5 protein-coding genes are annotated in these 16,472 nt (G+C 49.8%); all 5 read left to right on the top strand.

The window, feature by feature from the left end; genetic code table 11:
• Positions 1-135 precede the first annotated feature (135 nt).
• Positions 136-861: a LytR/AlgR family response regulator transcription factor gene (locus ACYVGR_RS16275; RefSeq protein WP_460958495.1), complete on the top strand. Its 726-nt coding sequence runs from the start codon at positions 136-138 to the stop codon at positions 859-861.
• A 484-nt stretch (positions 862-1,345) separates the two neighbouring features.
• Entirely contained in the window at positions 1,346-2,179 is an 834-nt protein-coding gene (locus tag ACYVGR_RS16270; protein ID WP_460958493.1) for a hypothetical protein, read from the top strand.
• An 869-nt stretch (positions 2,180-3,048) separates the two neighbouring features.
• Positions 3,049-4,602 (top strand): CRTAC1 family protein, encoded by a 1,554-nt coding sequence (locus ACYVGR_RS16265; protein WP_460958491.1) that lies wholly within the window; start codon positions 3,049-3,051, stop codon positions 4,600-4,602.
• Between the two features lie 50 nt (positions 4,603-4,652).
• Positions 4,653-4,982: a hypothetical protein gene (locus ACYVGR_RS16260; RefSeq protein WP_460958489.1), complete on the top strand. Its 330-nt coding sequence runs from the start codon at positions 4,653-4,655 to the stop codon at positions 4,980-4,982.
• A gap of 441 nt (positions 4,983-5,423) precedes the next feature.
• Positions 5,424-16,472 (top strand): beta strand repeat-containing protein (locus ACYVGR_RS16255; protein ID WP_460958487.1); only part of this gene is annotated, 11,049 nt, incomplete at its 3' end.

The following is a 16,472-nucleotide window of genomic DNA, read 5'->3' as shown; positions in this document are numbered from 1 at the left end:
AGAGGCCTGTTATTTGGTATAATATTTTTTGAAATGGTTTATTAATAAGGTATTCTACAGGTTCAAGCCTATTGATTTACCCTCATTTTTAATTAACCGATCTCCCACCCGTTACATCCGTTAAACTATCGTAACATGAAAGCAAGAAGGTACATTATCATTGATGACGTAGATGCTGACATCGCTGACCTAAAAGACAAATTGCTGAAATTTCCGCTGTTAGAATTTGCAAAGGCTTGTACTACACTGGAAGAGGCTGTTGATGTTCTAGCCAAAGAAAGTATTGATCTGATATTTCTAGATACGAGCTTAGGAGGTGACAATGGATTGGCACTACTTAAAAGTGGGATAAATTTACCGCCAGTAATTGTGACCAGCAGTCGACCTGAAGAGGCTCTGGAATGTTATAATATTGGCACTCCTTCTGATTTCCTTTTAAAGCCATTTAGTTATGAACGGCTATTGAGAGCGATGAGTCGAGCGTTTAGGCAGCGATTTGCGTCAAATAGCTTTGCTAACCTAGACTCCATCTTCCTAAAAACGGGCCGTAAAATCCAGCGGTTCAACTATCAGGCCATTGATTACATCGAATCGTATGGAATCTATTCTAAAATTCATATGTATGATGGGTATCAGATTGTAAATGAGCGTGTTGCTTCACTAGCCAAACTTATGCCCACTCATTTTTTTATGCGGGTGCATAAGTCATTTATTATCAATACCAGCAAAATCACCAGTTTTGATCGCTCTGCCTTGTCCATTGGGGCAACGAAAATACCAATTGGCGTCTCTTACCGACACAAACTAGAAGGGTTATTAAATCTTTTGGAGGTAACGGATAGTAAATATATTGATGAATAAGCCGACAATAGGTGTCGATAAAATCAATTGCCTGCTGGCTTTTACAGAATGACGCTCCACTTGTTGCTGTAAGGCTGCCAATCCTGCTTTAGGTTTTGGCCTAACTTTAGATGTAAGCAATCCCGCAGATATAGATTGGGTGTGACTCCGATGGGGTCAACTATTTATAGTAAATATGGCCTTTCTATAAGCATGTGACCCCGACGAGGTCACACCCAATCTAAATCTGCGGGGTTGTTAAAATAAATCCACGAGGCTTCATGCCTTATTCTTACGCGGAATAGCTACTGGCTAAGTCACGTTAAGCAAACGCTTTTTTTGATTCAAGGCGACTACTCTTCCAACGCCCGTGCGGGTATGCCCATAGACCCCTGTCTATCAGCTCATTTTCTTGCCTATTAAGATACGAGAAGTCGCTCCATTTTCCTTCCTCATAGAAAAGCTAATCCCTGCTCGTCTACGAACCTATTTTATCCAGTACAACATGATGAATTTAGTAACCCTGACCTCCCGGATGAATCGGGGGAGTGCTTCCTATATGTCGTTACGAAGTATGATTATTCGTATGACGGGATTGAATCCCAACGAAACTGACCAAATGCTGGTGTTTTTTAGGCAGAATCTTGCAGGATTGAGTTTCAGGGAGATTTATGAAGAATTGTCCAGACTCAGTAAGGAGCGAGATAGAGTCGTACAAAGTATTGATATACTGGTTGCCCCAACGGTCGGAATCAAGGAAACCCAATGGTACTCGATTATTCGATACTGTCTGTACTGTTGGGGACAAACAAATATCGCGAGCGTTGTTTTTGCTCCTCCTACATCGTCCGGCATGAATCTATATTTGTTGCATGATGTCCCTTTTTTGCTCAGCCGATTTGATAAAGAAATGCAATGGTGCATCCACCAAATGATGGCGCTCAGGATTGCTGTTTGGTTAACTAAACCGACCTATTTCAATCTCCAGGCAGACAATCAACCTATAGAGACATTAGCGCAGTATTTACATTATGTCCGAAGGGCGCTATTTGAGGCATTAGATGTTCATCAAGCCTGTTCAGAAGACCATCTCAGGAAAATTCTTTATGAGCATTATAAGCTGGACTTGCAGTCTATGAATGGCTATAGCAGAACCCGGAAAGTAGTTGTCCGTCTTGATCAAAGTTCGTTTACCTGGACTGATGTTAGTGATATGATTTTAAATCAGGCCAGCATTAGTATGTGGCTGAGGTTTAACCTGTCGCTAAAAAAAGACCCAATTGCCGACCGTATCAGACAGGGAGTTGCCTATAATATAGCCGTCACAGCTTCAATCTGATAGGGCAGTCAGTGGGTTATCAATTGATCGTACTTCCCCTTTTGAAAGCTAGGCGAATCCCAAAAATCTATAAATGAGAAACCATCAATTTTTTTGCCAATGAACAGACTTTGTTCTGTTTTTGGTAGTAAAAAAATAGAACGAAATCTGCAATAAATATAGGTTCAATGACTACTTAATACCAAGTAATCTACTATAAACACCAATTTGAACCTACACAAAAAGAAGAAAAGACGTTTAGTGATCTCGCTTTTTTTACGTCAGGCAGATTTTGCAGTTAGCTATAGTTCAACTAGTAGTTAGCGGTATAAACTTGGCAATAAGCAGCAGAAGGCGGATTTGAACGGGATAAAAGGCCACTATGCCTCAGTTTTTGCTTCTCAATAAGCAAGTTAGACCGGGTTAACGCTAGGGTCTGGCAGGATGAGCAAAACGTCTATTCGCATATGGCAAATGAACTCTACTTACTATTGATTCAAGGACTACCTGGTCTGTTGATAACGAGCGACTATTCGTTTTCCCGTTTGCCGACAACACGATTCTGTACAGCCTCCCAGGATGGATGGACCCGGTCTGGAGGGACCCGGTCTGGATGGACAATAACATTCGTTAAAGAGAGGCCAAGCCTGCTTAGGCCAACGGATGGCTTAGTGCCCCGCTTTTTTTCAAACTCCAGGCGGCTACCAGGCGCTAAACCAGGACGATCGCCCGGCTATGTAGATCTGCCAACGTCGTCCAGACGCTTAATCCCCCTCTATCCGTTTTCGGTCGTTACGTTTAATGAGATAGTTACTAATTGACGTATATAATATACCGTTAGTTATGTTTTTTGCTTTACCTGACTTCGTTTTTGCTTTGACAAGAGCAGTATGAGACATCCATTTTTTACATTGTTATTCGCGTTGGTGACGGCTGGTACTGGTCAACTTGCCTATGGGCAAATAACCTTCACCAATGCCAACGATAAACTACCCAACCGCCCGTTCGTCGGCTTTCTGTCGAAGGCGGTGGTGGATGTCGATGGCGATGGACGAGATGATGTGATTCGACTAAATTCCAAAACCAACGAACTATCGATTCTCTACCCATCTCCTCAGGGAGATTTCAGCAGTACGTTGCTGAGTAAATTGAAAGTACAGGCTATTTCGACTACCGTTGGTGATGTCAATAAGGATGGCCGAAACGATATTCTGACCGGTGGTTTCTACGATGGCATAACGGTGCTCTATAACCAGGGAACCGGCTTTGTGGCCGACACCCTCAAAAGTCCCACCGTTTGGATGCAGGCTGCCAATCTGGTTGACATTAACAACGATGGCTGGCTGGATTACTTTGCCTGTCACGATAAAGGACTCAACCAGATATGGAAGAATGACCGAACGGGAAAATTCTTGCCCGTGACCAACTGGATCGATATGCGCTCTGTACCTACGTCCGATAATTCGGGTAACTATGGATCGGTTTGGTCCGATATCGATAACGATGGTGATCTGGACCTGTACCTGGCCAAATGCTCGATGCTGGCGATGGGGCCAGCGAATGCGGGTGATCCGCGCCGAATCAATCAGTTGTTCATTAATCATACCTACGATCGTATTAGTAACCTAACTACCAATAATAGTGCCAAATTTAGTCTGGACCCGACAGGCTGGTTTACCGAGGAAGCCGCTGCCTATAACGTCAAAATCAGCGGCCAGTCGTGGACGGCAGATTTTGCCGATATCGATAACGATGGTGATCAGGACTTGCTGGTGACCAATCACGAATTGCCGACTATGCTACTAGAGAACGATGGCACGGGGCATTTTACCGACATTACCACCCAGAGCGGCATTACGGGCGTGGTAGACCCTTTGCAGGGCATCATGCGGGATTTTGATAATGATGGCTATGTCGATGTGCTGGTATCGGGTGATATGGTGGCGCAACTCTGGCGCAACAATGGCGACAAGACCTTTACGCTGCAAACAGGCGCTCTGGGGACCATCAAGACAACCTCCTTTGCGGTGGGCGATCTGAATCACGATGGCTTTCTGGATGTATACACCAGCCATTATCCGAAGGCCGATGCCGAAGATGACCTATGGCTCGGTCAGTCCAATGGTAACCACTATGTGGGTGTCACCCTGCAAGGGATTCAATCGAATACCAACGGGGTAGGGGCCAAGATTGTGGTGTATCGCACCGATGGCGTGCGGCTGGTTCGGGAAGTGCGGGCTGGCGAAAGCTACGGCATCACCAACAGCTATACCCAACTGATGGGTTTAGGACCCACGGCCAGTATCAGCCGGATTGAGGTGCAATGGCCCTCTGGTCAGCGGAGTCTGCTAGCGCAACCGGCGACTGATAAATATCTGGTGATTACCGAGCCAATCTGTTCGCTAAGTCGTTGCATCCCCTTACAAGTCACCCAGGTCCGATGAACTAGTGCAATCCTCCTTGCTGAGAACGTAAACAAGAACCAAGTACGATCATGGATTTTTTAAGATATATACAGACTATCTGGACGATGGCCTTGTCTGTTTTTAGGTCGCCAAGCTGCCAAATGGACGCTTTGTCTCCCAGACGGACTGATAGCTATCTCCGGAATCGCCAACAGAAAACGGTCGAGCAACCGGGGTTACACAAGTATGTACGAGCAGTTCAGGTGCGCATCCGTGGTCACTCATTCCGCGTTTTTGTCACCCGATGCATTTTTGTCATTCCGACGATAGGAGGAATCTCAAGCTTGATCGATAGGAATGTTGAGATTCCTCCTATGTCGGACCGGGTGGCTGGAGCCATGACAAAACTCACTGGCTGACACAAGCCATTTTTAACTACTTCAAACAGACTCTCACTGTATTAATCATATACATATGGACTTATTATTTACTAAACAAAGGGGCTCCCTCTTTGCGTTGACTGGCTTTTTACTTTGGATAAGCGTAAGCAGTGGTCTATTGCCCACTACCCAAAACTGTCAAGTCAATGCAGCGAGTAGTTGTTCGAACCAACCAGAAATAGCCAATTGGGTCAGAACACTATCAGACCAAATACATCTACAGAGGCAATCAGTTCATACTGACGGAATTGTCTCTCCCTCGGATGGCCATTGGAAACGCGACGAGTTACCAACGAAGACCAGATTACCGCAAAGGTTAACACCGGACCAGGGTGCCCTAGCCTATCATCAACTCTACGAAACTCACTGTTATCAGCGCACAGGTGCTGACGACCCTCATTCACTAACTGAGCTATGACCATGCAGCACCTATACATGATGATTTCTCGACAAAAGACCTGGGGAGCAATCCTGACAGGTCTATGGCTGTGTCTGCTGACAGCTAGTGGACTGATGGCCCAAGTACCTAGCTGTGGCCCTAATCAATTACTGACCGGCTATTTGACCGGGGCTACTTCTGTGGTGAGTACTACAGGTACAGTTGCTAGTACAACTAATATAATCGATATCGCTGATGGAATAACTGGCACAATAAATGCTAATTCGGGGGTAACCCTCGACATGGGCAGTGTGGTGCCAGCCGGAAGTAGCTTGTCTTTTACCTATAAATCAGCGGATGCAAATGCTCCGTTACAGGTGTTGATAGCCAGCTCGGCAGCTGGTCCATATACCAATATTGCCCAGTTGCCTGCATCAACGACTGTAAATACGTCTTCGGTGTCATTACCTCTGGATACTCGCTATGTGCAACTAGTAACCACGGGAACAGCTTATTCTCCCGATGCAGTCACATATCCTATTTATAAGTGTATAAACAACCCTGCGCCGACCTGTGCAACTGGTCAAACCCTACTTACGTATACGGGTAGTTCCCAAAGTATCAGTAGCACAACTGGCACGGTTAGCAATAGTGGCAATGCGACAGGCCCTTCCGATGGAGCTATAGCTACACTCTCTACAAATAGCTCTATAACGCTAGACTTGGGGAGTGTAGTGGCTGCTGGTAATGTGATTTCGTTAATCTATTCATCGCAATATCCAACAGGATATGCAACTCCTTTACAGGTATGGACGAGCAGTACAGGAGCGGCTGGTTCGTTTACTAAAATAGGGCTGTTTCAGCCGACGGGTACTGGCACAGGAGGATTAATTAGTGGAAGCCTTAGCCTACCCTTGGATACCCGGTATGTACAACTGGTATCATCGGGTGGACAGTCTACCTATTATATCGATGCCTTGACCTATCCGTTGTATTCCTGCGTCACGCTACCTGGCACCAGTTGCGCTACTGGGCAGCAGTCGGTAGCTTACAATGCAGGGGTAAAAGCCATAGGAGCTACAACAGGTACGGTGAGTAACAGCGCCAATATTATTGGTGTACCCGATGGAACGGTAGCTTTATTGTCTTCTAACTCTTCATTGATTGTTGACATGGGGAGTGTCTTGGGAGCGGGTAATACGCTAACATTTGCTTATTCGTCGAACTATACAGGACCCATGCAGATCTGGGTGGCTACGGCAGTAGGTGGCCCTTACTCCTTCATGGGTACGATAGCAGGCAGTACAGCAAATACCACAGCGCAGATCACCTTACCCGTAGGGGCTGAGTATGTTAAAATGGTCACCAGTGGTACGGCTTATTGGGTTGATGCGATAACCTATCCGATCTATAGTTGTGTGACTACCCCAAATACCAATTGTCCGACGGGGCAGGTGTCGATCAGCAACCAGAGTGGTGCACAGGTGGTTAACAGCACCACAGGTACTGTTACCAGTAGCACAAGTAGTCTAGGTATTTCCGATGGCGTTTCGGCTGTGTTGAGCACCAACTCGTCGCTGATTGTCGATATGGGTAGTGTGATTAGTGCAGGAAATCAGTTAAACATTAAATACCTGTCAACTAATACGACGACTCCTTTACAGGTGCTGGTAGCAACTAGCTTGGGCGGACCGTATACTAACATTGCTCAGCTGCCTGGTAGTACGACTAGTACGGTGGGCAGTATAGTGTTACCCCTAGGAGCACAGTATATTCAACTCCAAACCACTGGTACGGGCTATTCGGTCGATGCCGTTACCCAAACCCTCTACAATTGCTTGCCAAATCCAGCAACTTGTGGACCTGGGCAGCAGTCGATCAGTTATCCGGCACTTGGGGCGACCTCCGTGTACGCAACGACGGGTACGGTATCCAATCCGACCAACGCGACGGGGCTGGCTGACGGGAGCTATACTACTCTGAATGCTGGGGGTACAGTTACTCTCGATCTGGGAGCGACGGCCGTAGCGGCCAGCACACTGAACTTTACCTATAGCACCAGCACCCCCTTACTAGTGTCGGTGGCTAGCTCGCCCGGAGGACCTTATACCTCTGTCGGGGTCTTACCTAGCGGGAGCTCCACCGGTATAACATTACTCGTAGGGGCTCGCTATGTACAGGTGAGTAATCCTAGTACAGCATCGACGTCGGGTCTTCTGGATGCGGTGGGATATACGCTCTATACCTGTGTGACGCCAGTTACGAGTTGTACAACTGGCCAAGCTTTGTTAAGCTATCAGGCTGGAGCACAGGGGGTAGGGGCTACTACAGGAAGCGTGACAAACCCCGCTAATGTTGTTGGGGTAATGGATGGTACAGTAGCATCAATTGGGTATCAAGTGTCAACCTTCAATGTGGACATGGGGAGTGCCTTGCCAGCGGGAACGGTTCTGACCATGTATTATTCGACATACAATATGTCGGCTCCCATGCAGGTATTTGCTGCTAACGCTGTGGGAGGGCCTTATACCTATATTGGTTCTGTAGCTACATCAGGCACCAGCACCAGCCAAGCTCTAACCTTACCAATAACAGCTCAGTATATCCAAATCAGAACACCGTACTCATATCTTACTAATTCCTACTACTATATCGATGCCATTACTTATCCGGTGTATACCTGTGTCACCCTACCGAGCACTCGGTGTTCAACTGGGATGATATCGGTTGGATATAATCAAGGAGCGACGCAGATAAATGGGACAACCGGAACGGTAGGAAATGCTACCTATGCCACCGGTAACCCAGATGGGAATTCAGTTAGCTTGAACGCGAACTCGTCGGTCACCCTAGATATGGGCAGTTTAATAACGGCAGGTAATGACTTATTGTTTACCTATTCGTCTGCTAACACAACAGCTCCTCTACAGGTATTGGTAGCAACAAGTGCCAGCGGGCCTTATACCAATATTGCCCAGATACCAGGCAGTAGCCTCAAAACCTATCCTCTTGAGTTACCAGTTGATGCACGCTATGTGCGCTTGCTGACATCAGGCACGGCCTATTCAGTGGATGCGGTGACCTATGCAGTGTATAACTGTGTAAGCCCACCATCAACCACTTGTCCCAGTGGCCAGATAATGACCAGTTATACCAGCGGAGCACAGGGAGTCGGTACTATCACGGGTACGGTCGCAACGACAAGTAATGCTTTAGGGGTTCCTGATGGGAATATAGCGACTCTGAGTGCTAATTCGTCCCTGATTCTGAATCTAGGTAGTGTAATCACAGCGGGTAATTCCCTAAATTTTACTTATTATGGTGGGAACTCTGCTTCTCCCCTACAAGTACTGGTAGCTACTAGTGCAGGGGGGCCTTATACTAATATTGCCCAGCTACCTGGAGGAACCTCCAGCAACACAGTTAGTTTGGTTTTACCGCTTAATGCACAATATGTACAATTGCAGACGAGTGCTACGAACTATTACGTGGATGCGGTAACCCAGACGTTCTACAACTGCGTGGCTAGTCCAGTCACTTCCTGTTCAGCGGGGCAGGTATCCGATAACTATCAGGTAGGTATACAGGCAGTAGGAGCTACCACGGGTACTGTGACGACTCCGGCTAATATAGTCGGGCCACCCAATGGAGCTGTAGCGGCTCTATATGCGAACTCATCGTTGATTACCGATCTGGGAAGTAACGTTGCGGGTGGAACCACATTGTATCTGACCTACTCTTCAGCCAACACGTCGGCACCCATGCAGGTGCTGGTGGCTAGCAGTGCGAGTGGCCCCTTCACCAATATCGCGCAATTGCCTGGTAGTACAAGTTCGACAACTGAGCCTGTGACTTTACCCTTTGCGGCCCGGTATGTTCAGCTGCAGACGACGGGTACGACCTACAGTCCCGATGCCATCACCTATCCGGTATATACCTGTGTGACGCCGATCTCCAGCACTTGTGCTGCGGGAAGGCAATCGATCAGTTACCAGTCGGGTGCTCAAGGACTGGGCACTACCACCGGTACTGTGTCTAGCAGTGCGAACCTGACGGGTGTGCCCGATGGGGCAGTGGCGACGGTATCGACCAACTCGTCGGTGATTCTGGATTTAGGTACAGTGGTGACTGGGGGCAATAGCCTACAAGTTACTTATTCCTCGCTTGATCTTAATACTCCTCTACAGGTACTAGTTGCTACCAGTGTGAGTGGTCCATATGTCAATATTGCCCAGCTAGCGGGTAGTACAAGCTCCACTATGCGGACAGTTGATTTACCAGTCGATGCTCGCTATGTTAAATTGCAGACGACGGGGACGTATTATTATCCCGATGCCGTTACCTATCCAGTATACACCTGTGTGAACAATCCCACTTCAATCTGCTCGGTGGGACAACAGGTGGTAAGCTATAGTACCGGAGCCACGGGCCTGAATGGGGCCACTAGCGTAACCAACCCCAGCTATGCAACGGGTACGACCGACGGTGCTTATGCAATCATAAATGCCAATGGGGTACTGACTCTGGATTTAGGTTCTGTCGTAGCGGGAGGTAATACACTGAATCTGACCTATAAAACGGGTAATTTAGTGGCTCCCATGCAGGTATTAGTGTCTACTAGCTCAGGTGGACCTTATACAAATATTGGGCAGATGCCAGGTTCATACACCACAGTCACGGGAAGTCTGACGCTACCGGTGGATGCCCACTACGTCCAACTCCAGACCACCAGTACTGGCTATTCGGTCGACGCGGTAACGCATTCAGTCTATAGCTGTGTCAGCTCAACGATTACCAGTGGGATAGTGTATGTGGATGGAAATGTGAATGGTGTGCTGAATAGTACCGAGCAGGGGATAGGTGGAGTCACAGTCAACGCCTATGATGCGGCTGGTAATCTGGTAGCTACGACAACAACCTCAGCAGGTAATCCAGCACTGAATATTCCGGCGGGTTATTATAGCTTTAATAACCTGACGGCTGGGCAGCCTTATAAACTGGAGTTTTCGAATTGGCCATCTCAATATAGTCCCTCGGCATATGGAGTTAATAATGGAACCAGTGTACAGTTTATCCAAGGCGTTACCCAAAATAATGATCTGGGTTTATATGTTCCTAGTACGATTTGCACCTTTCGGGCGAATCCCCGAATGGTGACAGCAAAAGGTTTAATAAGTGGGACAACGTCGGTTGATTCCTATAACTACTATGACAGGGGGAGCATAGGATATACTGCTACTACCGAAACCACTGATATTAATTATTACCAAGTAGGAGTTCCGTTGGGGTTAGATTCGCAGAGACCTAACAACTGGGTTTATATGTCGCCAATCTCGACAAATTTCGCTAGTGTATTTCCACAAGCTCCTGACGGTTCCTCGGCAATTTACATTGCGAATTACAATGCCCCCGATGGAACGCAGTCCTACCAAGGAGAAAAATTACTGGTGAAATTGTCGGACCTGGGCATTAATGTAGGTAGCACGTCAACTACAGTAGGTGGTAATCCCTTTGGTGTACAGGGCTTAGGCGGATTGACCTTCTCCCAATCGGGCGACACGCTCTATGTGGTGAATATGGGGGATGGAAAACTGGTACAGATGGATGTGTCCAACGTCGATTATAACAACCTACCGTCTTCTGCTCCCACGGCAGCATCTGAAATAACCCCACCGGCCTCTCTGGCCAACTGTAGTGGTGGCGTTTACCGCCCTACCGCTTTAACGCAGTATGGTGGTAAGATCTATATGGGTGGGGTGTGTGATGCAGAAATTAGTCAAAGTAATGCAGATTTGAAGGGAGTCGTACTGGCATATGATCCGGTGAGTCAAACCTGGAGTAAAGTCTTAGACTATCCGATCAATTTTACGGCAGGGGATTTAAATAACACCGGACAAACGCAGGTAGGTTGGGCATCTTCTGGGAGTATTCAACCGGTAGTGCTTGATTTGGCGTTCGCCGATAACGGGGAGATGGTGATTGGAACGACGAACCGACTGGTATATGGGGCTGGAACCTCTAATCAACAACACGGTTACCTTCTGGGAGCATGGCCTAATGGAGATGGAACCTATACATTGGAAAATGGAGGCAAATTAGGTCCTTATACATCAAAAGCTGAGGATAGAGCATCGGATGGTCCAGGTGGAGATTGGTTTTTTCAGCAAGGTTACTCTGGACATTCATACACATTTGAGGGAGGTTTATATATACAGCCAGGAACGAACGAGTTGATAGGTGGAAATAGTGATCCAGGTAAAGTATATACTTATGGAGCTATGTACTACAGTTTGACCAATGGCAGTACACTGTATTATTCAGCTCTTGGTGGCGGGGCAAAACTTACACGGATTACCGGTACGGATCAAGTCTGCGATGCTGTGCCCCCTATCGAAATCGGTAACCGAGTCTGGAAAGATACTAATAGTAATGGTATTCAGGATGCGGGTGAGCCTTCGTTGGCGGGCGTAACGGTCGAGCTACGGGATGCCAATGGAAATCTGGTAGCTACCGCCGTCACTGATGCCAATGGCAACTACATCTTCTCCAATGAGCCAGGCCTAAATGATACCCCCAGTCAGAAATATGGTTTGCCCATTACCCAGCTAACGAACTATACTATTGATATCGCGTCTCTGGGTACCGACCCCTCTACGGCTGGCTTGACCTTGACCAATATTTCACCCGCCCCTGGCGAAACGGCAGGGAGTGTGAACACAGGGGCTACGATTGATAATAACGATGCCTTCCTGGTCAACGGCAAGCCAACCATCTCCATTACGACGCCAGTTGATGGTTTGATGAATCATAACTATGACTTTGGCTTCATTGGCTCTACGTTTGATCTGGCCTTGACTAAGACACTGGCTCCAGGCCAGGCTTCGGTCATCAAACCGGGTAGCAACGTCACCTTCGCCGTGGTTGTCTACAATCAGGGAAGCCAGCCAGCCTACAATATCCAACTGGCTGATTACATTCCGGCTGGGTTGACGCTCAACGATGCGGCCTGGACGGCCAATGGCTCAACCGCTACGCTCAATACGCCCATCGCCGGTTCGCTGGCCGCTGGCAGCAGCACCACGGTGACCATCACCTTCACCGTCAGCAGCACCGCGTCGGGGCCACTGGTTAACAAGGCTGAGATTGCCAGTGCTGATAATGATACCAACCCGAATAATACCCCACCCACCGATGTGGACAGCACCCCCGATACCAACCCCACCAACGATGCGGGCGGTAATCCTAACTCGGGCAGTGATAACAGCATCACGGGTAACGGCACCGGCACACCAGGGGATACCAACCCGGCTACCGATGAGGATGACGAAGACCCCGCTATCATTTACGTACAACCCTGTACGTTAGGGGTCAATCTATTAACCACTGAGGCCCACTGCGGCAAGGCCGATGGCCGGGCTACGGTAACGGTCAACACCGGTGTGGCTCCGTTCACCTACGCCTGGAGCACGGGCGCCAGCACCTCGGCCATTACGGGCCTGAGCGGTGGTCAGACCTTTACCGTAACCGTAACTGACGCTAATGGCTGTAAGGATGTGCTGGTTGGCACCATCCAAAGCACCGGCGGGCCAATCTTGTCGGGTACTGCCGTAGCGGCCAGTTGCCAACAGGCTACGGGTAGCGCCAGTGTAACGGCTACAGGTGGTACAGGCAGCTACACCTATCTATGGAGCACGGGTGCTACCACGGCTACGCTCAGTAATGTAGCCTCGGGCACCTATACCGCAACCGTAACGGATGGGGCAGGCTGCGTCAGTTCACTGGCGGTCATTGTACCCAGCACGAGCCCCTTATCGGTGGTCGCTACGCCAACCTCGTCAAGCTGTTTGGGAGCCAACGGCAGTGTGGCCCTAACGGTGAGTGGTGGTAGCCCAACTTATACTTATGTCTGGAATACGGGTGCTACTACGCAGAATCTGACGGCGGTAGCGGGGGGTACCTATCAAGTAAAAGTGACGGATGCCAACGGCTGTACGGCTGTCGCTACGGCAGTAGTGCCCAATACAAGCGCACCCACGGTAAGCGGTACGCCCACCAACCCAATCTGTTTTGGTACCTCGACGGGTAGCGTCAGTCTGGTGGTGAGTGGTGGCAGTGGAGCCTACAGCTATCAGTGGGATAATGGCTCGACGGCCCAAAGTCTGACGGGTGTACAGGCCGGTATCTACAATGTGGTGGTGACGGACGGATCGGGTTGCCGGAGTGGAGCGAGCTTCACACTGACGCAGCCGAGCCGGATTGTAGCCGATATTCAATCGTTATCAGCGGTATGTAACGCGCAGGGTGGCGTCACTGGCGGCACGTTGCAGGTAGTGAGTGTGGTAGGCGGAACCCCTGGCTACAGCTATTTGTGGAGCACAGGTAGCACGGCAACGAGCCTGACAGGCTTGGCCGCTGGCACCTACTCACTGACAGTAACGGATAGTAAGGGCTGTCTGGCGGTAGGTCAGGCGGTGATTGATCCGTGGCCAACCTGTGCGAAAGCTTCCCTAGGGGATTATGTGTGGCTGGATACCAATAGTAACGGCCAGCAGGACCCCACCGAGACGGGCGTAGCCTCTGTGACGGCGGTACTGCACGACGCCGTGAGCGGCACGGTGGTGAGCACGACGGTGACTGACGGTCAGGGCAAATACTTATTTACGAATTTAGATCCAGGCAGCTACTACGTAGTCTTCACGGCTCCTTCGGGTACAACCTTCACCACACCAAACAGCGGCAACGATGCCACTGACAGTGATGTGGCAAGTCTGACAGGTCAGAGTGGTAACACAGGCGTCTACAGCCTGACGGCAGGTCAGCAAGATCTAACCGTCGATGCAGGCTTAGTACCGTTAAAGGCCAGTTTGGGAGACTATGTGTGGCTGGATACCAACAGTAACGGCCAGCAGGACCCCACCGAGACGGGCGTAGCCTCTGTGACGGCGGTACTGCACGATGCGGTGAGCGGCACGGTAGTTTCTACTACGGTGACCGACGGTCAGGGCAAATACTTATTTACGAATCTAGACCCCGGCAGCTACTACGTAGTCTTCACGGCTCCTTCGGGCACGACCTTCACCACGCCAAACAGCGGCAACGATGCCACCGACAGTGATGTGGCGAGTCTGACCGGTCAAAGTGGTAGCACGGGTGTGTACAGCCTGACGGCAGGTCAGCAAGACCTAACCGTAGACGCAGGCTTAGTGCCACTGAAAGCTTCCTTAGGGGACTATGTGTGGTTCGACACCAATCAAAATGGCCAACAAGACCCCACCGAAACGGGCGTAGCTTCTGTGACAGCGGTACTGCATGATGCAGTGAGCGGCACGGTGGTGAGCACCACAGTGACCGACGGGACTGGCCATTACTTATTTACGAACCTAAATCCGGGTAGCTACTACGTGGTCTTCACGGCTCCTGCAGGGATGACCTTCACCACGCCAAACAGTGGCAATGATGCTACCGATAGTGATGCGGGAGTAGGCGGTCAAACGGGTGTGTATAGCCTGACAGCAGGCCAGCAGAACCTGACGGTGGATGCGGGGATCATTCCAATTCCGGTCTTCGACCTGGCGCTGAAGAAAACCTTAGCGGCTGGTCAGTCTGCCAATGTAATGCCTGGCAGCAATGTGACCTTCACGGTGACGATCTACAACCAGGGTAACGTGGATGCGACGAACGTTCAGGTAACGGACTACATCCCAACAGGGCTAACGCTGAACGATGCGAACTGGTTAGCCAATGGTAGCTTAGCGACGCTGACTACAGCGATCGCCAGTCTGTCGGCGGGCCAGAGTGTCACGCGCAACATCACCTTCACGGTGGGTTTGAACGCGCCCAGCAGCCTGACCAACACCGCTGAGATCAGCAGTGCCAGCAATGCGCAGAATCTGCCGGACGTAGATTCGACGCCAGATAGTAATCCGAGCAACGATGGCACACCGATCAACGACGATCTGAATGGAGACCATAAGGGTAATCCGGCTGACGACGAGGACGATAGCGACCCTGAAGTGATCACGGTGAGTCCGGCCCCTGTGTTTGATCTGGCTTTGAAGAAGACGTTAGGTCCTGGCCAGAGTGCGACGGTAGTAGCAGGCAGCAACGTGACTTTCACGGTAACGGTCTATAACCAGGGTAATGTGGATGCGACGGCTGTTCAGGTGACGGATTATATTCCGGCTGGGCTGGTGCTCAACGATGCCAACTGGACAGCCAATGGTAGCTTAGCGACGCTGACTACAGCGATAGCGAATCTGTCGGCAGGTCAGAGCCTAACGCAGACTATCACCTTTATCGTGAGCAGTAGTTTCGCGGGGGGTACGCTGACCAACACGGCTGAGATCAGCAGTGCCAGCAATACCCAGAACCTGCCCGACAAGGATTCAACCCCTGACAGTGATCCGACTAATGACGGTACGCCCGTCAATGATGACATCAGTGGGGATCATAAGAATAACCCATCTCAGGATGAGGACGATAGTGATCCCGAACCCATCACGGTAACCCCCTTGTGTACGGCATTGGGTCTGAACACGGGAACCACGCTGGCGCTTTGTGGTCAAGCTAACGGTATTGCTACGGTAGTGGTCAATACAGGCAGTGGAGTAGCTCCCTATACCTATCAATGGACGAATGCACAGGGAACCGCTATTGGTAGTAGCAGTGTCGTTCAGGGTCTGGCCCCCGGCATGTACACCGTAACGGTAACCGACAGCAAAGGCTGTACGGGCCAGAAGCAGGTGACCATCTCGTCGACCAATGCCCCGGCCATCGTAGCCCAGGTAGCCTCCACCAGTTGTGGCCTGGCCAATGGCAGTGCGAGTGTGCAGGTGACCAGTGGCAGTGCTCCTTATACCTACCAGTGGACCAACGCTAGCGGTAGTAGCGTAGGCAGCAGTGCAAGTGTGGCTAATCTACCTGCGGGTACCTACACGGTGAACGTAGTGGATGCCAACGGGTGTAATAGCATGACGAGCGTAGTGGTGGGTAACAGCACCCCGCTGACTATAGTGGCTACCCCGCAAAACGCGGTTTGTGGTCAGGCCAACGGCTCGATCAGTGCTCAGGTAAGTGGCGGTTCTCCGAGT

It is taken from the genome of Spirosoma litoris (assembly GCF_054776755.1).
Note: the sequence above shows the minus strand (reverse complement) of the source record. Positions and strands in the feature narration are given on the sequence as shown.